The sequence below is a fragment of the Streptomyces pseudovenezuelae genome, assembly GCF_001513955.1.
GTDB lineage: Bacteria > Actinomycetota > Actinomycetes > Streptomycetales > Streptomycetaceae > Streptomyces > Streptomyces pseudovenezuelae.
The window spans coordinates 61,832-82,153 of the sequence record NZ_KQ948156.1; the positions used below are offsets into that span (position 1 = coordinate 61,832).

Consider the following 20,322-nt stretch of genomic DNA (forward strand, 5'->3'; position numbering starts at 1 on the left):
TTGGGGTGTCTCGTGATCAACCCGGCCCTCCCGATCAGGAATCCGCCGGAACGCTTGTCATGCTGAGACGGTCCCGCCTCGCTCCCGGCCGGGTGCGCGGCGCCGCGTCTACCGGTGGGTGCCGAGTCCGTCGAGGATGAGCGCGAGCATGTGGGGAGCGCGGTCCTGTGGGGTGGACGCGGCGCGCCAGAGTGCGCCGGTGAGCTGGAGGAAGTCGCCGGGGTCGGCGTCCGGGCGGATGCTGCCGTCCTTCTTGCCGGCGTCGAGGAGTTCGGTGATGGCGGCGACGACGGGGCCGTAGCTCTGCTCGCTGATCGCCTGGTGGGCGCCGGGGCTGAGGGCGTCCCCGAGGCCGTGCTTTCTGCGCATGGCCTCGACGAGGTCGGTCGTCCAGTGGCGGAGCGCTTCCAGCGGCGGCATCTTCGCGAGCAGCCCCGGCACGGTGCCGACGATGCGGGTGACCTCGTCCTGGTAGACGGCCAGGACCAGCGCTTCACGCGTGGGGAAGTTGCGGTAGAGGGTGCCGGCACCGACTCCGGCGCGCAGCGCGATCTGGTTCATCGACGTGCTGCCGTCCGCGGTGAGCGCTTCGCGGGCGGCAGCGAGGATGCGCGCTCTGTTCTCACGGGCGTCTGAGCGGACCACGGGACCTCACCTTGCTAAGTGGAGAGTTCTCCACTACGTTATGTGGAGAGCTCTCCGCATACTCTAAGGAGCGTCATGCAATACATCAAGCTCGGCACCACCGGCCTCGACGTGTCCCCGATCGCGATCGGCGCGATGACCTACGGCGAGCCCGACCGGGGCCACCCCGTCTGGTCGAAGGGTGAGCAGGAGGCGCGCCCGCTGATCAAGCACGCCCTGGACGCGGGCATCAACTTCTTCGACACCGCCAACATGTACTCGAACGGTTCCGGCGAGGAGATCCTCGGCCGCGCGCTCAAGGACTTCGCCGACCGCGACGCCGTGGTGATCGCCACCAAGCTCCGTCACCCGATGCGGCTCGGACCGAACGGCCGGGGGCTGTCGCGCAAGGCGGTCATGGCCGAGGTCGACCATTCGCTGCGCCGGCTGGGCACGGACTACATCGACCTCTACCAGATCCACCGCAACGACCACGCCACCCCGTGGGAGGAGACGCTCGAAGCGCTCAGCGACCTCGTGAAGGCCGGCAAGGTCCGCTATCTCGGTGCCTCGTCCATGCACGCCTGGGAGTTCGCGAAGGCGCTCAACCTGCAGAAGCAGCACGGCTGGGCACGGTTCGTGTCCCTGCAGAACCACTACAACCTGCTCGCCCGTGAGGAGGAGCGGGAGATGATCCCGCTGTGCCTGGACGAGGGCGTCGGCACGATCATCTGGTCGCCGCTGGCCCGCGGCCGTCTCGCCCGCGGCTGGGACGACGCCCGCGCGACGCCGCGCTCCGAGACCGACGGCGCCTACGCGGACCTGCTGTACTCGCCCGCCGAGGAGACGTCCAACCACGCGATAGTCGACGCCGTCGGACAGGTCGCGGACGCTCACGGAGTCAGCCGTGCGCAGATCGCGCTCGCCTGGCTGCGCCGCCAACCGGTCGTCACCGCGCCACTGGTCGGCGCCGGCTCGATCCGGCAGATCGACGAGGCCGTGGCCTCCCTCGACATCGAGCTCGCCGACGACGAGGTGCGCGCCCTGGAGTCGCCGTACACCCCTCGCTATGACTGGCAGGGCGTCTCCGACGAGGCCGAGATGGAGGCCATCCGCCATCGCGTCCCCGGCATGGCTCTGGCATGAACTCCATCGTCCGCCCGGGTGCGGCCGCGCGCGCAGGGGCCCTTCTCATCCTCCTCGGCCCGCTCGTGTCCTGGACCGCCGAGTTCGTCACCGCCGCCGCATGGCAGGACCCGCCGTACTCGCCCCTGTACAACTGGGTCAGCCACCTCGGCCTGACCGGCCCGCCGCAGACCGCGTTCGGCCAGGTCGCCCATTCCCCGCTCGGCGCCGTCATGGACACCGGCTGGGTCGTCTACGGCGTCCTCCTGATCGTCGGTGCCTTCCTCGTGTTCGACCCGCGCCAGGGCGTCCGGCCGACCGTCATCGTGACGCTCGCGGTCCTCGCGGGTACCGGTGTCTCGCTCGTCGGCATCTTCCAGGGGTCCAACGCGAACGTCGACAACGGCCTGATCGCGTTTCACACCTTCGGCGCGCAGGGCGTCATGCTCGCCGGGAACCTCATGGCGATCGCCGTCGGATCCGGCGGTGCCCGCATCGGTCTCAGCAGGGGCCGGTCCCGCGCGATGGTCGCGCTCGGCACCGGGGGACTGGTCGCCTTTCCCCTCTTCATGGCCGACGTGCTCACCGGCTGGATGTGGAACGTGGGCATGTTCGAACGCGCCGTGATCTACCCCATCATGATCGGCCACGCCCTCCTCGGAAGCACCGTGGCCGCTGCCCGACGACGTCATGCGAACAGCCCGCTGAAACCTCTCGACACACGACTCGCCAGTTGAGGAGACACCCATGACACGCGTACTGGTCACCGGAGGAACGGGATTCATCGGGAGCTGGTGTGTGCTGGCCCTGCTCGACGCCGGGCACACCGTCCGCACCACTGTCCGCAACCCACGGCGCGAGCCGGAACTGCGCTCCTGGCTCCACGCGGCCACGACGTTCGACGACGACCGTCTCACCGTCGTACGCGCCGACCTCGAACACCCCGACGGCTGGGACGACGCCGTCGCCGGCTGCGACCACGTCCTTCACGTCGCCTCGCCGACGCTGCGCCTCACCCCGGCCCACGACGACGAGTTGGTCGTCCCGGCACGGGAGGGCGTCCTGCGGGTGCTGCGCGCCGCCCGAGACGCCGGTGTCCGTCGGGTCGTCCTCACGAGCGCCTTCGGAGCCGTAGGAATCGGGCATCCCGCGCGCTCGACCCCGTTCACCGAGGAGGACTGGACCGACGTCGACGCCGACATCCCGCCCTATCAGCGGTCCAAGACGCTCGCCGAGCGCGCCGCCTGGCAGTTCATCAAGGAAGAGGGCGGCACGCTGGAGATGGCGGCGGTTCACCCGGTAGGGGTTCTCGGGCCACTGCTCGGCCCCGACGACCCGCCGTCCCTGCGTCTCGTGCGCCGAATGCTCGAAGGGCGGGTGCCCGCGTGCCCTCCCTTCGGCATGGGCTTCGTCGACGTCCGGGACGTCGCGGATCTGCACCTGCGGGCGATGACCGATCCGGCAGCCGCCGGTGAACGCTTCCTCGCCGTCGCCGGGCACAGCCTGCGTGTCGTCGAGATCGCGCGCATCCTGCGTGACCGGCTGGGTGAACGCGCCGCGAAGGCCCCGACCCGTGAACTGCCCGTGTGGCTCGCACGCGCGCTTGGTGTCGCGAACCCGGAACTGCGACTGCTGAGGCATCAGCTCGGCCGGGATCTCGACGCCACGAGCGCCAAGGCGGAGCGGCTGCTGGGTTGGCGGGCGCGTCCCATCGAGGACACCGTCCAGGACACCGCGGAGAGCCTTCTGGCCCACGGTTTCGGGAAATGACCCCGCTCGTAGGCGGAGCAGCAGCTCGAACGCGGCGTCCCGCGCGGCATCCCGGTCGGTGAAGTGTGTGACCCGCCTACGCGCCTGGCCGTCCCAGGAGCCGATGGCGCGGGAAGCGAACGTCGAGCATGGGTGGGGCGCCGCCGTACATGCCCGCTCCGCCGTCATGAGGGAGGTGTGCCGGGAAGGGGTGTGTCGGCGTCGAGGGCGGTGGCGCGGAGGGCGGCGGCCACGCGGACGCTCGGGGTGGTCAGCGGGTGGGGGAGGTGGGCCAGGAGGAGACGCCGTTGTTCCTGGGGGCCGCCACGAACCGGCAGCACGCGGACGCCCGGTGGCGCGGCGGAGGCGAGCACGGCGGGCACGGTGGTCAGCCCGCAGCCGGCGGCGACCAGGTGGAGCTTGGCGAGCCAGTCGCGGGCGGTGTGGGCGATCTCGGGACGTTCGTCCAGGCCCGGCCAAACGCCCATGAGCTTGTCCTCTCCCGAGGAGGAACCGGCGATCCACCGCTGCCCGCGCAGGTCGGCCACGTCGACGTGGTCGCCGCGGGCCAGGGGATGGGCGGCGGGCACCGCGAGGCACAGGACGCGCTCGGTGAGTGTCCGCAGCGTGAGCGGGGGCGACTCGGTGTCCGGCGGCCGGAACGGCGGGGCCGAGGCGAGCAGGGCGAGGTCGATGCTGCCGGCCCGCAGGGCGCGCACCAGTGCGGGAGTGCTGCCCTCGCGGCCGACGACCTGCAGCTCCGGGTCCGTGCGGCGCAGCGCGGCCAGGGCGCGGGGCACCAGCACGGCGCCGGCGCTGGGGAACCAGCCCAGGCGGACCGTGCCCGCCTGGCCGGGCAGGCCGGACAGTTCTCGGGTCGCCGCGTCGATCTCGTCGACCACGGTCGTCGCACGGCGCAGCACGACCCGGCCGGCCGCGGTGAGCCGTACGCCGTCCCGCCGCCGCTCCAGCAGCTCGGCGCCCGCGGCCCGTTCGATCGAGGCGATCTGCCGGGAGACCGCGGACTGGGTGTAGCCCAGCGACACGGCGGCCGCGGTGAACGTTCCCTGTTCGGCGACGGCGCGGAAGACGCGCAGCGCGGTGAGTGACACATCCGAGAAGTCCATGACGTTTACGCATACTACCCGTGTCGAACTTTTGTTGGACTCATGGAACCGGGGTTCCTAGCGTGGCAGGCATGAACGCATCCCGCATCGCCCTCGTCACGGGCGCCAACCAAGGACTCGGCCGCGCCCTCGTCGAAGGACTGGCGGCCCGCATGAGCCCGGACGACCTGGTCCTGCTCACCGGCCGCAACCATCGGCGCGTGACCGACGCCGCCCACGAGGTCGGCCGGCTGCCCGGTACCCGCGCCCGTGTCGAGGGCCGGGTCCTGGACGTCACCGACACCGACGCCGTGACCCGTCTCGCCGAGGACCTCCACGCCGGCCACGGAGGGGTCGACGTCGTCATCTCCAACGCGGTCGCCCGCGTAGGGCCCGAGGAGTCACAGGCCGAGCGGGCGGACGAGTTCATCGACGTCTCCAACACCGCCACGCACGCGATCCTGCGCTCCTTCGGCCCTGTCCTACGTCCGGGAGGCCGACTGCTCGTCGTGGCCAGCAGCCTGGGCACCCTCGGCCACCTCGATCCGCGGCTGCGCCACCTGTTCGACGGTGCGACCCTCGATCAGGTCGAGTACGCCGTCGAGTCCTGGCGCGGTGCCATCCACAACAGGACCGCACAGGAGGCGGGTTGGCCGGTCTGGCTGAACGTGCCCTCGAAGGTGGCCCAGGTCGCCGCCGTCCGAGCCCTCGCCGCCGAACGCCGCGCACGCGACCTCGCCACCGGCACACTGATCGCCTCCGTGTGCCCCGGCATGGTCGACACCGCTACCTCGCGCCCCTGGTTCAGCGACTACAGCCAGGCACAGTCACCGGCCCAGGCCGCCGCAGCCCTGCTCGACCTTGTCCTCACCGAAGGCGCCGATCCCACCCTCTACGGCGAGTTGATCCGCTTCGGCAAGCCCCTGGACTGGCACGACGGCACACCCCCGGTGGAGCAGGACGGGATCCTCACTCCCTGAACGCCCGGCGCGGTCACGCCACACCGGAGCACACGGCAAGGAGGCGCGTGCCGCCCTGGCCGCCGACGGCAACGCCCTCGTCCTGGTGGTGAGTTCCACTGGAACCGACTATCTAGGCTGACGTGGTGACTGATGAGCGGGAGCGGGTGCGGCCGTCGGGAGTGTGGGCCACGGCGGTGGGGGTGGCCCGAGTGCGGGCGCTGGAGACCGCGCGGGAGAACGCGCTGTTCCGTGACCCACTGGCACGGGCCTTCGCCGCCGCCGGTGGCCTGTGGCCCTCCTCGTCGCCGCTGCCCGACGACGAGGCCGCGCGACGCCGCCGGGCAGCGGTGGCGTTCTCCATCGTCATCAGGACGAAGTTCCTGGATTACCTGTTGCGGCAGGCCTCGGCGTCCGGGGTCCGTCAGGTCGTACTGCTCGGTGCCGGCATGGACAGCCGGGCGTTCCGGATGGACTGGCCCGAGGGCACCCGGCTGTTCGAGGTGGACACCGCCGCCCCGCTGGAGTTCAAGGCTTCGGTGCTGCGCCAGGAGCGGGCGGTCGCGCGCTGCGAGCGGATCACCGTCGCGGTGGATCTGCGCGAGGACTGGCCGGGCGCGCTGGCCGCCGCGGGGCACGACCCGGCCGTGCCGACCGCGTGGATCGCCGAAGGACTGCTGATCTATCTGCCCGAGGACGCGGTGGAGGTATTGCTCTCCAGGATCAGCGCGCAGTCGGCGACAGGCAGTCGGATGGGGCTGACGCTGGGCTCGCGCGGAGTGATCGAGCGCTTCGGCGCGGGCGCCGTACCGGGATCGCCGGCCTCCATGTGGCTCTCGGAGATGCCCGAGGACCCGGTTGCCTGGCTCGCCGGGCACGGCTGGGAGGCCCAGAGCCACAGCCTGCGCGCATGCGCTGCCGCCTACGGCCGCCCGATCAGCACCCCGCCGCGGCGCGAGGAACTGCCCGGCGGACTGATCTCGGCGATCCGCCGGTAGAACCCTCCGGTCTGTCCGGCTGCAGCGAGACATGGCATGTCTCGGCGTCCATAAACAGGCACAAAGGTGCAGAAGCCTCTTCAATTGCCCTGCGGTGTATGGCTTTTCATCCCTGCACATCTGTTGACACGCGTGGGATACATGCAGGACCTTCATGCGTAACATCCGGTACCCCAGCCCCAGGCGTACCGCGCCACCCGTGTGCCTCATGTCGCCAGGGAGCGCGTGGCCTCCCTGGCGAACCGCCCTGGACGTAGGAGTGAGCTCATGTCGTCAGGAAGACTGTCCCGCCGTACGCTGCTGGGCGCGGCGGGCGCCGCCGTGGCCGCGACCGCGCTGCCCGCGTTGTCGCCCCTGCTCGCGGAGGCCGCCGCCGCGGACGCCCAGACCAATCTCGGAAACCTGGTGAACCTGCGGTTCGGCATGTTCAACCACTTCAACCTGGGAACCTTCACCAACGAGGAGTGGGCGGCCCCGAACCAGAGTCCGACGCGATTCGCTCCCACGGCGGTGGACTGCGCGCAGTGGGCGGCCGCGGCCGCGGCGGCGAAGATGAGCTACGGAGTGCTGACCACCAAGCACCACGACGGCTTCGCCCTGTGGCCCAGTGCGTACGGCACGCAGAACGTGGCCAACAGCTCGTACAAGCACGACGTCGTGCGGCAGTACGTCGACGCGTTCCGCGCCCAGGGACTGCGAGTGGGCCTGTACTACTCGATCTGGGACCGCACCTACAACGTGCAGGCCTACGACAGCCGCCACGGCGTGCCCGCAGACCAGGTGATCCAGCCCGGTGACCTGACGTTCATCCTGAACCAGATCACCGAACTGCTCACGAACTACGGCACCATCGACATGTTCATCACCGACGGCTACGCCTGGCAGATGGGCCAGCAGGCGATCTCGTACCAGCGCATCCGGGAGCACGTGAAGTCGCTCCAGCCGGACATCGTCATGATCGACCACGGCGGCCTGTCGGTGCCCTTCCTCGGTGACGCGATCTACTTCGAGGAGCCGTTGGGCGTGACGGCTCCGGCGGGCAACACCTTCGCCGCCCTTCAGGGGCAGACGGTCAGCAACGGCTGGTTCTGGCATCCGACCACGCCGACCACCGACCCCATGAGCAAGGCGGCGATCCTGTCGCACCTGGCGGACCTGGAGCCGAAGTACACCTCGTTCATCCTCAACTGCCCGCCCAACCGCGACGGGAGGCTGGACACCAACATCGTCACCCGGCTCGCGGAGGTCGGCGCCGCCTGGAGCCCGAACACCTCCCGCCCGCCGCTGCCCGCCCAGATGCCCCGCGCGGAACACCCCGTGACCCCTGTCAGCGCCTACGCCACCGGCTTCCACACCGGTGAGGGCCCCATGAGGGCCATCGACGGACTCAGCGACAAGGACTACGAGACCTGCTGGTCGACCTGGAGCCAGGCGACGCTGCCCCACGCGATCACCATCGACCTGGGCGGGGTCTGGAGCAACATCTCCACCCTGGAGTACCTCCCCAAGCAGTGGAACCGCAGCAACACCACCGACGGCGACATCACCTCGTACACCATCTCCACCAGCACCGACGGCACCAACTTCACGGTGGCCACCAGTGGCACCTGGGCCGGTGACCGCGTCACCAAGGTGGCTGAATGGCCGGCGAGGAACGCCGGATACGTCCGCATCCAGGTGAACGCCGCGACCGGCGGCTACGCCAACGTGAACGCCGTCAGGATCGGCGGCCGCACGGCCACGCCCGTCCTCGTCTCCTCCGTCCTCCCGGGCAACGGCACGGTCTACCGCATCGTCAACCGCAAGAGCGGCAAGGTCGCCGACGTGTACAACTTCGGCACCGCCGACCGGACGAACATCCAGCTGTGGCCCTGGCTGAACAACACCGCACAGAAGTGGACCTTCACCTCCACCGGCGACGGCTACTACAAGATCAAGAACGTCAACAGCGGCAAGCTGATGGAGGTGGCCGACCTCTCGCGGGCGGACGGCGGCAACGTCTCCATCTGGGGAGACGACAGTGTTCCCCAGCAGCACTGGGCGGTCACGCCGACCGGTGACGGCTACTTCTACCTCACCAACCGGCTGAGCGGACTGTCACTCAACGTCGAGGGTGGCTCGACCGCCGACGGCGCCAACATCAATCAGTTCACCTACACCCGTGCGCCCGAGGAGCAGTGGCAGATCATCGCGGTCTGACATGCCCGGCGGACACGCGTGGCTCGCCGGGGCCGGACCCTCTCGGGACCGGCCCCGGCGAGTACTCACCGTCTCGCAGTGCTACGGCAGGGGCGGGTAGGCGTTCTGCATCAGTTGCTGGAACTGGGCGGAGAACCAGTGTCCGGCCAGCGGGGCGTTCGGCAGGGACCCGGTGGGGTTGTTGCCGTTGCGGGCGTTGCCACCGTAGGTGGGGTCACACATGCGGTCGAAGCCCTTGCCCTCGTCGTTGGGAACGGCGGCGCTGGCGCCGTCGGACTCACCCGGAGGCTTGACCCACACGTAGGCGTCGATGCCGGCGGCCGGAGCCGCGGTGGGCCGTTCGCCGATGCCCGCGCCGCTCTGGTTGCACCAGTTGCCGGCATGGATGCGGCGGTCGACCCGGCTGCCGTCGACGTAGGCGTCGACCGAGGTCAGCGGGCCCGGGCCGGTGGGACGGGCGGAGCCACCCCAGCCGTTGCGGGAGGTGTCGATCAGCATCCCGATGCCGGAGTTGAACCCGGCGGCGACCAGCTTGTCGCGCAGTCCGACCGCGAAGGACTGCTCGTCCACGTACTGGTTCCAGTCCACCCACTTCGACTGGCGCACGGTCTGCCCGTTGACGCTGTCGGTGACCTTGAAGTTCGGCTCCTTCGCGGGGCTGTAGTTCGCGGTGTTGACGATGAACCCGGCCACGTCGTTCACGCTCGCGCCGTTGGTCGTGGCGACCTTGGCGAACTCCTGGACGGACGGGCCGAGGTTGCTGTCCCAGCCGAGCCAGCCGTGGTGGCCTGCGTCGATGTAGTTGTAGACGTTCGGGATGGCGCCGAGCTTGTCCAGGGCGTAGGAGACGCCCTTCTCGTAGTTGCCGTTGCTCTTCATGGTCACGCAGGCGTCGGTGGTGGTGGGGGTACCGCCGGCATTGGTGACCAGGTTGGGCAGCGAGTCGGGCTCGATGACGGTGGCGATCCGCAGACCCGCGTACTTGGACTCGGACAGGAGGGAGGCGATGGGGTCGATGTACTGGGACTTGTACTTGTCGAGGTCGCCCGGGCCGAGTTCGCCGTTGGAGGCGAGGGCTGCGCAGTCGCGGCCCGGAAGGTCGTAGATGACCAGCTGGACGACCAGGTCACCGGAGCCCTTCTGCTTCAGCGCCTCGTCGAGGTGGGCTCGCAGCCCCATGCCTCCGTTGACGCCGTTGATCGCCGCGATCCGGTCCAGCCAGACGGCGGTGGGCTGGTTGGCGATCTTGCTGCCGCCCGGTTCGGCCGCGGCCTTGGCGGACCACTCCGGGTTCACATAGACCTTGGCCCCGGAGTAGGGGTTGGCGGCCTGGGGTCCGGTCGGACCGGGGTCCGTCGGGCCCGGGTCGGTGGGGCCGGGGTCGGTCGGTCCGCCGTCGACGTTGCAGGTCACGCCGTCGAGGGTGAAGGTGGCCGGGACGGCGTTGGTGCCGCTGTAGGAGGCCTGGAAGCCGAAGCTGACCGAACCGCCGGTGGCGAGCGTGCCGTTGTAGCTCTCGTTGGCGGCGGTGACCGAGGTCCCGCTCTGGCTGACCTTCGCGTTCCAGCCGTTGGTGACCTTCTGGTTACCGCCGTACGACCACTTCACCGACCAACTGGACTTGGACGCGCTGTTGTTGGTGACGGTCACGGCGGTGGTGAAGCCGGTGTCCCACTGGTTCTGCACCTTGTAGTCCACAGTGCAGGGTGCCGCGGAGACGGCGGCGCCGGCCGGTGCCGTGAGGATCGCCGTCCCCGACGTCCCGGCGAGAACCGCCAGGGCAGCGAGAAGTGACATTCTGGTGCGACTCATCAGTGTGGGTCCTTTGTGTGGTGAGGGTTGTCGGTCGAGGGCGCGCAGGTGATCGCGCAGGCCGATGCCGTACCCGGTGCGCGTGCCGCCGTGGAGGCATCGCGGGCGGCCCCGCGGAGCTGTCCCAGGCGTCCGAAGGTGCAGGTGCAGCAGCAGCTCCCACTCGGGCACGAGTGGTGGAGCTGCCGGGCGGTGGCGAGGTTGCCGGCCCGGTCAACGGGCCCGTCGGTCGGCCACCTGTCCGGGTGTCGGAGTGCGTCGGAGCGTTCGACGCCGAGCGGCTCGTGACTCTTGCCATCGGCGTCCACGAGCCTCTCGCCCGGGACTTGCGGCGCAGACGTGCAGGTGAACTGGAGTGCAGTCGAGCGAAGGGGGGTGTCGCATGAGCGACTCCTAGCAGCTTGGCGCGCCGTGACGGCCGCGTCGACTGATGGAAGCGCTCCCACTGGTGCGAACGAAGCTAGCGTCAACCGCCACCGTTTCACAGGGTTGTTACTTAAGTTTTTTCGTCAGGTTCAGTTCAAAACGATTCAACTCCTCAACGTCTTGACGGGGTAAGCCTCCATCCTCACTATGGGAGCGCTCCCACTGGTTCAAGCCTTGACCCCCACCAAGTCGCCCCTCGCGAGGAGGACCAGAACCATGGATCCAGGACGTAGGCGCAGAGCTGCGCGGCGGCTGTGGACCGCTGTCGCGGCCGCGTTCGCCCTGCCTCTGTCGATGCTTGCCACCAGTTCAACGCCCGCTCAGGCGGCGGGCGTTCAGTGCAGCGTCGACTACAGGACCAATGACTGGGGTTCCGGTTTCACCGCCGACCTCACCATCACCAACCGTGGAACCGACGCGATCAACGGCTGGACGCTGACGTACGCCTACGCGGGCAACCAGAAGCTGAGCAACGGCTGGAACGGCACCTGGTCCCAGTCCGGCCAGGCGATCACCGTGAAGGACGCCGGCTACAACGGCACCATCGCGGCGGGCGCCGCCGTCTCCGCCGGGGCCCAGTTCAGCTACAGCGGCGCCAACACCGCGCCCACGGCCTTCGCGGTCAACGGCACCACCTGCACCGGCGCGCACCAGCCGCCGGTCACCGTGCTGACCAGCCCGAAGCCGGGTGCGGTGTACTCACAGGGCGACGCGATCCCGCTCGCGGCGACCGCCGCCGCGGCCGACAACGCGACGATCGGCAAGGTCGAGTTCTACGACGACACGACCCTGCTGGGCACCGACACCACCGCGCCGTACGCGCTCTCGACCTCCACCTTGTCCGTGGGCAGTCATTCGCTGGTGGCGAAGGCGTACGACAGCCTGGGTGCCTCCGCCGTCTCGACCCCGGTCGGCGTCACGGTGGCCTCGGGTCCCGCCCTGGTGGCCTCGCCGGGTCAACTGGGCGTCCAGCAGGGCAAGTCGGGCACCTTCACGCTCAAGCTGTCCTCGCAGCCGAGCGCCGACGTCACCGTCACCACGGCCCGGACCGAAGGCAATGCGGGGCTGTCCGTGACGGGCGGATCGTCGCTGACCTTCACACCGTCGAACTGGAACACCGCGCAGACGGTGACGGTGACGGCCGACTCCTCGGGCACGGGGGCGGCTACCTTCACCTCCACCGCGGCCGGTTATGCCAAGGCGACGGTCACCGTGACGGAGCTGGCTGCCTCCAAGGCGTACGACGCCCGTTTCCTGGATCTGTACGGCAAGATCACCAACCCGGCGAACGGCTACTTCTCTCCCGAGGGCATCCCGTACCACTCGGTGGAGACGCTGATCGTGGAGGCCCCGGACCAGGGGCACGAGACGACGTCGGAGGCGTACAGCTACCTCCTGTGGCTGCAGGCCATGTACGGCAAGGTGACCGGTGACTGGTCCAAGTTCAACGGTGCCTGGGACATCATGGAGAAGTACATGATCCCCACGCACGCCGACCAGCCGACCAACTCCTTCTACAACGCCTCCAAGCCGGCCACCTACGGTCCTGAGGCGGACACGCCGAACGAGTACCCGACGAAGCTGGACCAGTCCGTGCCGGTCGGTTCGGACCCGCTCGCGGCCGAGCTGAAGTCGACGTACAACACGGACGACGTCTACGGCATGCACTGGCTGCAGGACGTCGACAACGTCTACGGCTACGGCGACACCCCTGGCGGCACCTGCGAGGGCGGTCCCACGGCCAAGGGTCCCTCGTACATCAACACCTTCCAGCGCGGTCCGCAGGAGTCGGTGTGGGAGACCGTTCCGCAGCCGACCTGCGACGCCTTCAAGTACGGCGGCAAGAACGGCTACCTGGACCTGTTCACCGGCGACTCCAGCTACGCCAAGCAGTGGAAGTACACCGACGCCCCGGACGCCGACGCGCGCGCGGTGCAGGCCGCGTACTGGGCCGACCTGTGGGCCAAGCAGCAGGGCAAGGGCTCCGACGTCTCCGGGACCGTCGGCAAGGCGGCCAAGATGGGCGACTACCTGCGCTACGCCATGTACGACAAGTACTTCAAGAAGATCGGCAACTGTGCCGGTCCGTCCACCTGCCCGGCCGGCACCGGCAAGGACGCCTCGCACTACCTGCTGTCCTGGTACTACGCCTGGGGCGGTTCGACCGATACGAGTGGAGGCTGGGCCTGGCGCATCGGATCCAGCTACGCGCACGGCGGTTACCAGAACCCGCTGGCGGCGTACGCACTCAGCAATTACGCCGACCTGAAGCCCAAGTCGGCGACGAGCGCGGCGGACTGGAGCAAGTCGCTGACCCGGCAGCTGGAGTTCTACCGCTGGCTGCAGTCCGATGAGGGCGCGATCGCCGGTGGCGCGACCAACAGCTGGGCGGGCCGCTACGCGACTCCTCCGGCCGGCACGTCGACCTTCTACGGCATGTACTACGACGAGCAGCCCGTCTACCACGACCCGCCGTCCAACCAGTGGTTCGGCTTCCAGGCGTGGTCGATGGAGCGGGTGGCGGAGCTCTACCAGCAGACGGGGAACGCGCAGGCCAAGGCCGTCCTGGACAAGTGGGTCAAGTGGGCGCTGTCCCAGACCACGATCAACCCGGACGGCACCTACCGGATCCCCTCGACCCTGCAGTGGTCGGGCCAGCCCGACACCTGGAACGCGTCGAGCCCCGGCGCCAACAGCGGGCTCCACGTCACCGTCGCCGACTACACCAATGACGTCGGGGTGGCGGCCGCGTTCGCCAAGACCCTGACGTACTACGGTGCCAAGTCCGGTGACACGAAGGCCAAGTCGACGGCGAAGGCTCTGCTGGACGGCATGTGGGCGAACTACCAGGACAGTCTGGGCGTCGCGGTCCCGGAGACCAGGACCGACTACAGCCGGTTCGACGACAGCGTGTACGTGCCGAGCACCTTCAGCGGCAAGATGCCCAACGGTGACGCGATCACGTCGTCGTCGACCTTCGCGTCGCTGCGCTCCTTCTACAAGAACGACCCGGCCTGGTCGAAGATCGAGGCGTACCTCAAGGGCGGAGCCGCCCCCGTCTTCACCTACCACCGGTTCTGGGCCCAGGCGGACATAGCCCTCGCCATGGGCTCGTACGCGGAGCTGCTCGAATGAGCCCCCGCTGAGGTTCCGCGTACACGACTCCGTCGCCGGGAGACGGAGTCACCCCCGCCGGGCGGTCCTCGCCCCCCAGAGGGCCGCCCGGCCTTTGTCGGGAGCGTGATCGCCACGGATGTCGCGACGGCGCCTGTCAACGGAATTGGGAGCGCTCCCAAAATGAGGGCGCTCCCCTTGATCCCTGATGTGGATCTGCATGCAACAGTTGAAGCAAAGGGGCAGGGCCCGTCCAGAACAACCGCTGGGGCACCAGCGCCCCCCAGTGCATCGCCGTCACGGACTCCGGCTTCCGGATCACCCGGGCCGACGGATCGGTCCCGACGAACGGCGCCCCGAAGTCGTACCAGTCCGTCTGCAACGGCTGTCACTACACCAACTCCTGGCTCGACCCGACGCCCCGTACCGACGGTGTGAACCGAGATCATGATCTGGTTCAACCATGTGGGAGGCGTGCAGCCGGTCGGCTCGCAGACCGGCACCGCCTCCGTGGCCGGGCGTTCATGGCAGGTGTGGTCCGGCCGCAACGGCTCCAACGACGTGCTGTCCTTCGTCGCGCCGTCCGCGATCGACAGCTGGAACTTCGACGTGATGGACGTCGCCCGCCAAGCGGTCTCCCGCGGACTGGCCCAGGACAACTGGTACCTGACGAGCGTCCAGGCCGGTTTCGAGCCCTGGAACAACGGCGCGGGACTGGCGGTGACGTCGTTCTCCTCCACCGTCACCATCGGTGGCAGCGCCCCTGGCGGGCCGGGCGGAGGCTCCGGCGGCGCGTCGGCGTGCAAGGTGAACTACGGCACGAACGTGTGGCCGGGCGGCTTCACCGCCGGCGTCACCGTGGCCAACACCGGCTCTTCCCCTGTCGACGGCTGGAAGCTCGCGTTCACAGTGCCCGCCGGGCAGCGTGAACGCGAGTGCCTGGAGCGCCGGGGTCTCCTTCGGGTTCCAGGGCACCTACGACGGCAGCTTCGCCAAACCGGCCGGCTTCAGCTCTGAACGGCACGTCCTGCACCGTGACCTGACCTCGGCGGCGGGCCGAGCGGCGGTGGACCGTGAAACGCCGACGCTATGCCGGATCGGCGCTCGATCGCAGGTGCTCCCGCAGCCAGTGCTCGGTGTTGCTGACGTGCAGCAGGGCCGCGGCCTGGCTCACCGCGGAGTCGCGGGTGAGGAGCGCGTGATAGATCGCCTCGTGTTCGGCGAGGGTCCGCCCGGTGGACTGGTCGTCCACCTTGCCTCGCCAGACCCGGGCGCGCAGGGTGCGGCCCGAGATGCCTTCGAGCAGGGCGAGCAGGCTCTCGTTCCCGGTGGCCGCCACCACGGAGCGGTGGAAGGCGGCGTCGTGGGCGTTCAGCCGCTCGACGTCGTCGCTCGCCTCCCGCATCGCGTCCAAGTGGCCCTTGACCTCGGCCAGTTGGTCGTCCGTGATTCTCGCGGCGGCGAGTCCGGTGGCGAGCGGTTCCAGAAGCCGACGGACCTCCATCAGATCCAGCAGGGCACCCTTGTCGCCCTGCAGCAGCTCCACCGCACCGCCGAGCCCGTCCAGCAGCAGGCTGGGCTGGAGGCTGGTCACGTAGGTGCCGTCGCCTCGGCGTACTTCGAGCACCCGGGCCACGGCCAGCGCCTTGACCGCCTCGCGGGCCAGGTTGCGGGAGAGGCCGAGCTGGGCGGCGAGTTCCGGCTCCGGGGGCAGTTTCGCGCCGGGCGACAGCGCGCCGGAGCGGATGAGCTCACGGATCTGCCCGATGGCCCTGTCGGTCAGGGACAACGTGAGCTCCTTCCGTGAGAGTGCCGTGCGGTCCGGTACGCGGATGGCCGGGGCGGCGCGTCGAGTGTGGCGCCGATGATACGGGAGGGTGTGCGCGGCCCGTCGGCTGGGTCGCTCCAGCGCCTCAAAACATTCTATGTTTGGTGATGAACAAAAGGCATCGAAAGCGGCATACTTGTACAAAACTGCAGGTGAGAAGCCGTTTTCATCCCTGCACACCCGTTGACATGGTGAGGACATATGGCGGACCTTCTTCCGTAACAACCGACGCGAGGGGTGGTGGCCGTCGCGCCGGTCCCACCTCTTCCGTCTGTCTCCGTCCGTCACAGGGATGCCCGATGCCCAGTTCGATCAACAGACGTCAGTTCCTGGCCGGTGCCACCTGCGTGGCCGCGACAGCCGTCGCGGGGGGAGTGTTCGGCGCCGGCAGTGCGCAAGCCGCTCCCAGCACCTACACACCCACATGGAGTTCGGTGAACCAGCACCCGCCCGCCCCGGAGTGGTTCCAGGACGCCAAGTTCGGCATCTACTTCCACTGGGGTGTCTTCAGCGTCCCGGCGTACGACAACGAGTGGTACCCGCGCAACATGTACATCGGCGGGAGCAACGCCAACACGCACCACATCGCGACCTACGGCGACCCCTCGGTGTGGCCGTACCACAACTTCATCAACGGAGCGAACGACAAGGCGGGCAACTTCAACCAGTTCGCGCCCAGACTCAAGTCCGCCGGTGGGAAGTTCGACCCCGACGAGTGGGCCCAGCTCTTCGTCGACGCCGGAGCGAAGTTCGCCGGACCCGTCGCGGAGCACCACGACGGGTACTCCATGTGGGACTCCCAGTCCAACGAGTGGAACTCGGTCGCCAAGGGCCCCAAGCTCGACCTGCTGAAGCTGTTCACCACGGCGATCCGCGCCAAGAACCTCAAGCTGCTGGTGGCGATGCACCACGCCTACCACTTCAACGGCTTCTACGACCACGTGCCCGCCCAGAGCGACCCGAGCCTGAAGAAGTTCTACGGACAACTGGGTGCCACCGCGGAGAACCAGCTCTGGTACGACAAGCTCAAGGAAGTCATCGACCGCTCCCAACCGGACATCCTCTGGCAGGACTTCAAGCTGGACGCGGTCGACGAGACGCAGCGCCTGAACTTCCTGTCGTACTACTACAACCAGGCCAACTCCTGGGGCAAAGAGGTCGTCGCCACCTACAAGGACGGCTTCGACGGCCACGGCGAGGTCTTCGACTACGAGCGCGGCGGCCCCGCGGACCTGACCGCCCCGTACTGGCTGACCGACGACAGCATCTCCAGCTCCAGTTGGTGCTACACCCAGGGGATCGGCTACTACAGCATCCAGCAGATGCTGCACTCCCTGATCGACCGCGTCAGCAAGAACGGCAACGTGCTGCTGAACATCGCGCCGATGGCCGACGGCACCATTCCCCAGGCGCAGAAGGACATCCTGCTCGGCATCGGCGACTACCTGAAGCGCTTCGGGGAGTCGGTGTACGGGACCCGGGCATGGACGCAGTACGGCGAGGGACCCACCCGGATGGGCGGCGGCTCGTTCACCGCCCCGCTCGTCGGCACCGCCCAGGACATCCGCTTCACGCGCAGCAAGGACAACACCGTTCTGTACGCCACCGTCCTCGGCTGGCCCGGCAGTTCACTGAAGATCAAGACCCTGGGCTCGGACCGCATCAGCCTCTCCTCGCTCGCCTCGGTGAAGCTGCTCGGCTCGACGGCCGGCACCTACATCGACCTGGCCGCACCGAGCCAGGACTCCTCCGGGCTGACCGTGACGCTGCCCTCCTCGGCGCCGTACACCGCGGGCGCCTACGTCCTCAAGCTCACCTTCTCGGGCCGGATCCCCCCGCTGCGTCCCGCGGTCGGCGCCGTGGTCTACGGGGACGTGAACTACTCCGCGAAGTACGCGGTGCTCGGCCCGGGCACCTACACGGCCGACCAACTGGCGCTGGCCGGAGTGGACGCGCAGAGCATCTCCTCCCTGAAGCCGGCGGCCGGGAACCAGGTCGTCGCCTACAGCGGTGACAACTTCACCGGCACCTCCTGGACGTTCACCGCCGACAACCCCGACCTCAGGGTCACCGGTCAGAACGACCAGATCACCTCCCTGAAGGTGCAGTTCGATCCGTCCGCCTACTTCCGCATCACCAACGTCACCGACGGTCTCGCCCTGGACAGCGGCGGGAACGTCGCCTCGGGCTCCAATCTGAAGCAGTACACATGGGACGGCAGCCCCAACCTCCAGTGGCAGCTCGTGGAGGTCGGCGGCGGCTACTACAAGCTGGTCAACCGGACCAACGGCATGGTCGCCGACGGCTGGGGCGCCACGTCCGGCTCCGCGGCCCGGCAGGCGGCGTGGACCGGCAACAACAACCAGCAGTGGACCGTCACCCACCGCGGCGAGGGCATGTGCACCATCGCCAACCGGGCCACCGGTCTCGTCCTGGACGGCGGCGGCAACGTGGCCTCCGGCTCCGTCACCAAGCAGTGGACCTACGACAGCAGCACCAATCTGCTGTGGACCTTCACCGCCCAGTGAGACCGGCGCGCAGGCGCTGAACGGAGGTGTCGCCCGGACGGAGAACCGTCCGGGCGACACCTCGCTCTCGTCGACGCGGTGCGGGCGTCGCTGTCTGTCTCAGCCATCGGATCCCGTCATCGGCAGGGCCTGTGTGGACTCCAGGTGCTCGCGCAGCCACCGCTCGGTGTTGTCGACATGCACCAGAGCCGCGGCATGGCTCAAGAAGGCGTCACGCGTGGCCAGCGCCGCGTAGATCGCCTCGTGCTCCGCGAGGGTGCGGGCCGCCGCACGGGTGTCCACCAGACCGCGCCAGATCCGGACGCGCAGGGTGCGGCCCGAGATGCCTTCGAGCAGCGCGATCAGCGTTTCGTTGCCCGTGACGTCGACGATGGCCCGGTGGAACGCCACGTCGTGCGCGTTGAGGCGCTCGACGTCGTCGCGCGCCTCGCGCATGGCGTCCAGATGCCGCTTCACCTCGGCCAGTCCGTCGTCCGACAGCCGGGCGACGGCCAGGGCGGTGGCGGCGGGTTCGAGCAGGCGCCGCACCTCCATGAGGTCCAGTACGGCAGTGGGGTCGCCCTGGAGCAGTTCCACCGCGCCGCCGAGGCCTTCGAAGAGCAGGCTCGGCTGCAGGCTGGTGACATACGTGCCGTCGCCCCGTCTGATCTCCAGGACACGCGCCACGGCCAGGGCCTTCACCGCCTCGCGCGCGAGGTTGCGGGAGAGCCCGAGCTGGGCGGCCAACTCCGGTTCGGGGGGCAGTTTCGCCCCCGGAGGCAGAGCCCCGGAGGCGATGAGTGCGCGGATCTGTGTGATCGCCTTGTCGGTCAGGGACACCCCGGACTCCTCTCACCCGGTGCGAGGACACCGGCGCCGTCGGCGAAGGGGGTGTCGGGTCGGAGCAGGCCTCGGGAGCGCAGATCGTGCCAGAGGCCCGGGGGAAGGTCCTGCCGGTGCAGTCGCGCGTTGCGCCGGACCTGTACGGGGTCACGCATGCCGAGGGTGACGTTGAGGACGCTGGGGTGGGTGAGGGGGAAGGTGATGGCGGCGGCCGGCAGGGTGGTGCCGTGGGCCTCGCAGACGTCGGCGATGGCACGCGCGCGGTCGACTAGCTCGGGCGGGGCGGCCTGGTAGTCGTACTTCATGCCTTCGGTGGGGCGGTCGCGCGAGAGCAGGCCGGAGTTGAAGACGCCGACGGCCACGACGCCCTTGCCGTGTTCCTGAGCGGCGGGCAGGACGTCGTCCAGGCCCGACTGGTCGAGGAGGGTGTAGCGGCCGGCCAGCATCACCACGTCGGCGGCGGTCTCTCGCAGGAAGCGGGCGAGCATGGCGGACTGGTTCATGCCGGCGCCGATCGCACCGATGACGCCCTGGTCGCGCAGCGCGGCGAGGGCGGGCATGGCTTCGTCGGCGGCCTGTCGCCAGTGGTCGTCGGGGTCATGGAGGTAGACGATGTCGAGCCGGTCCAGGCCGGTGCGGGTGAGGGTGTCGTCGATGGAGCGCAGGATGCCGTCACGGCTGAAGTCCCACTGGCGGCGCAGGTCGTCACGGACGACGAAACCCTCGGTGTCGACGCCCTGCGGGTGCTCGTTGGGGACGAGGAGGCGGCCGGCCTTGGAGGAGATGACGTACTGGTCGCGGGGGCGGTCGCGCAGGGCGGCGCCCAGCCGGTGTTCGGACAGGCCCAGGCCGTAGTGCGGAGCGGTGTCGTAATAGCGGATGCCCGCGTCCCAGGCGGTGTCCAGGGCGGCGGCCGCGTCCTCGGCGGTGGTGGAGCGGTAGAGGTTGCCGATGACGGAGGCGCCGAAGCCGAGCTCGGTGAGCTCCACGGCGGTGCGGGGGATCTTTCGGCGGTGCAAGGGGTGCTCCTGA

14 protein-coding genes and 1 pseudogene are annotated in these 20,322 nt (G+C 69.2%); 9 read left to right on the top strand and 6 right to left on the bottom strand.

The features are described 5' to 3' along the window. Positions 1-108 precede the first annotated feature (108 nt). The gene (locus tag AQI94_RS41630) at positions 109-645 is read right to left on the bottom strand and encodes a TetR/AcrR family transcriptional regulator (protein ID WP_031055531.1); all 537 of its coding nucleotides are present in this window, start codon (positions 643-645) and stop codon (positions 109-111) included. Positions 646-720: 75 nt separating this feature from the next. Here AQI94_RS41630 and AQI94_RS41635 point away from each other — a divergent pair, with 75 nt between their 5' ends. From AQI94_RS41635 to AQI94_RS41645, 3 genes are read left to right on the top strand one after another with little or no spacing between them, the layout of a single operon-like run. Continuing rightward, positions 721-1,770 (top strand): aldo/keto reductase, encoded by a 1,050-nt coding sequence (locus tag AQI94_RS41635; protein WP_031055534.1) that lies wholly within the window; start codon positions 721-723, stop codon positions 1,768-1,770. Then, entirely contained in the window at positions 1,767-2,486 is a 720-nt protein-coding gene (locus AQI94_RS43755) for a DUF998 domain-containing protein (RefSeq protein WP_031055537.1), read from the top strand. Before AQI94_RS41635 ends, AQI94_RS43755 begins: the two co-directional genes overlap by 4 nt. A 10-nt stretch (positions 2,487-2,496) precedes the next feature. Beyond that, positions 2,497-3,519 (top strand): SDR family oxidoreductase, encoded by a 1,023-nt coding sequence (locus AQI94_RS41645; protein WP_031055540.1) that lies wholly within the window; start codon positions 2,497-2,499, stop codon positions 3,517-3,519. A gap of 164 nt (positions 3,520-3,683) precedes the next feature. Here AQI94_RS41645 and AQI94_RS41650 read toward each other — a convergent pair whose 3' ends face one another. Beyond that, the gene (locus tag AQI94_RS41650) at positions 3,684-4,625 is read right to left on the bottom strand and encodes a LysR family transcriptional regulator (protein WP_062230331.1); all 942 of its coding nucleotides are present in this window, start codon (positions 4,623-4,625) and stop codon (positions 3,684-3,686) included. A gap of 71 nt (positions 4,626-4,696) precedes the next feature. Here AQI94_RS41650 and AQI94_RS41655 point away from each other — a divergent pair, with 71 nt between their 5' ends. From AQI94_RS41655 to AQI94_RS41665, 3 genes are all read left to right on the top strand, one after another. Continuing rightward, on the top strand, positions 4,697-5,584 hold the full coding sequence (locus AQI94_RS41655; RefSeq protein WP_031050383.1) for an SDR family NAD(P)-dependent oxidoreductase: 888 nt from the start codon (positions 4,697-4,699) through the stop codon (positions 5,582-5,584). Positions 5,585-5,745: 161 nt separating this feature from the next. Then, positions 5,746-6,561 (top strand): class I SAM-dependent methyltransferase, encoded by an 816-nt coding sequence (locus tag AQI94_RS41660; protein WP_037943322.1) that lies wholly within the window; start codon positions 5,746-5,748, stop codon positions 6,559-6,561. A gap of 267 nt (positions 6,562-6,828) precedes the next feature. Continuing rightward, positions 6,829-8,760, top strand: coding sequence for an RICIN domain-containing protein (locus tag AQI94_RS41665; RefSeq protein ID WP_031050379.1), 1,932 nt, complete (start codon positions 6,829-6,831; stop codon positions 8,758-8,760). An 81-nt stretch (positions 8,761-8,841) separates the two neighbouring features. Here AQI94_RS41665 and AQI94_RS41670 read toward each other — a convergent pair whose 3' ends face one another. Then, a complete protein-coding gene (locus tag AQI94_RS41670; protein WP_031050376.1) occupies positions 8,842-10,572 on the bottom strand; it encodes a glycoside hydrolase family 6 protein in 1,731 nt (576 codons plus the stop codon). Positions 10,573-11,214: 642 nt separating this feature from the next. Here AQI94_RS41670 and AQI94_RS41675 point away from each other — a divergent pair. Both AQI94_RS41675 and AQI94_RS41680 read left to right on the top strand, forming a co-directional pair. Then, positions 11,215-14,133, top strand: coding sequence for a glycoside hydrolase family 48 protein (locus AQI94_RS41675; RefSeq protein ID WP_062230333.1), 2,919 nt, complete (start codon positions 11,215-11,217; stop codon positions 14,131-14,133). 215 nt (positions 14,134-14,348) lie between these two features. Further along, positions 14,349-15,155: pseudogene (locus tag AQI94_RS41680) on the top strand (GH12 family glycosyl hydrolase domain-containing protein); the annotation flags it as partial. A 44-nt stretch (positions 15,156-15,199) separates the two neighbouring features. Here AQI94_RS41680 and AQI94_RS41685 read toward each other — a convergent pair. Continuing rightward, positions 15,200-15,901, bottom strand: a complete 702-nt coding sequence (locus tag AQI94_RS41685) for a FadR/GntR family transcriptional regulator (RefSeq protein ID WP_031061263.1) — start codon at positions 15,899-15,901, stop codon at positions 15,200-15,202. Positions 15,902-16,239: 338 nt separating this feature from the next. On the opposite strand from AQI94_RS41685, the gene AQI94_RS41690 reads away from it, so the two are divergent. After that, on the top strand, positions 16,240-18,468 hold the full coding sequence (locus AQI94_RS41690) for an alpha-L-fucosidase (protein WP_031061260.1): 2,229 nt from the start codon (positions 16,240-16,242) through the stop codon (positions 18,466-18,468). A 99-nt stretch (positions 18,469-18,567) separates the two neighbouring features. Here AQI94_RS41690 and AQI94_RS41695 read toward each other — a convergent pair whose 3' ends face one another. Then, positions 18,568-19,287 carry a FadR/GntR family transcriptional regulator gene (locus AQI94_RS41695; RefSeq protein ID WP_031061257.1) on the bottom strand — a complete coding sequence of 240 codons (720 nt, stop codon included), beginning with the start codon at positions 19,285-19,287 and terminating at the stop codon, positions 18,568-18,570. Next, entirely contained in the window at positions 19,278-20,309 is a 1,032-nt protein-coding gene (locus tag AQI94_RS41700) for an aldo/keto reductase (protein WP_225890412.1), read from the bottom strand. Before AQI94_RS41700 ends, AQI94_RS41695 begins: the two co-directional genes overlap by 10 nt. Positions 20,310-20,322 lie beyond the last annotated feature (13 nt).

Bases quoted from the DNA above. Each gene is read 5' to 3' on its own strand.
- AQI94_RS43755 (WP_031055537.1), top strand. From the start codon at position 1,767: ATGAACTCCATCGTCCGCCCGGGTGCGGCCGCGCGCGCAGGGGCCCTT.
- AQI94_RS41665 (WP_031050379.1), top strand. From the start codon at position 6,829: ATGTCGTCAGGAAGACTGTCCCGCCGTACGCTGCTGGGCGCGGCGGGC.
- AQI94_RS41645 (WP_031055540.1), top strand. From the start codon at position 2,497: ATGACACGCGTACTGGTCACCGGAGGAACGGGATTCATCGGGAGCTGG.
- AQI94_RS41655 (WP_031050383.1), top strand. From the start codon at position 4,697: ATGAACGCATCCCGCATCGCCCTCGTCACGGGCGCCAACCAAGGACTC.
- AQI94_RS41675 (WP_062230333.1), top strand. From the start codon at position 11,215: ATGGATCCAGGACGTAGGCGCAGAGCTGCGCGGCGGCTGTGGACCGCT.
- AQI94_RS41670 (WP_031050376.1), bottom strand. From the start codon at position 10,572: ATGAGTCGCACCAGAATGTCACTTCTCGCTGCCCTGGCGGTTCTCGCC.
- AQI94_RS41635 (WP_031055534.1), top strand. From the start codon at position 721: ATGCAATACATCAAGCTCGGCACCACCGGCCTCGACGTGTCCCCGATC.
- AQI94_RS41650 (WP_062230331.1), bottom strand. From the start codon at position 4,625: ATGGACTTCTCGGATGTGTCACTCACCGCGCTGCGCGTCTTCCGCGCC.
- AQI94_RS41690 (WP_031061260.1), top strand. From the start codon at position 16,240: ATGCCCAGTTCGATCAACAGACGTCAGTTCCTGGCCGGTGCCACCTGC.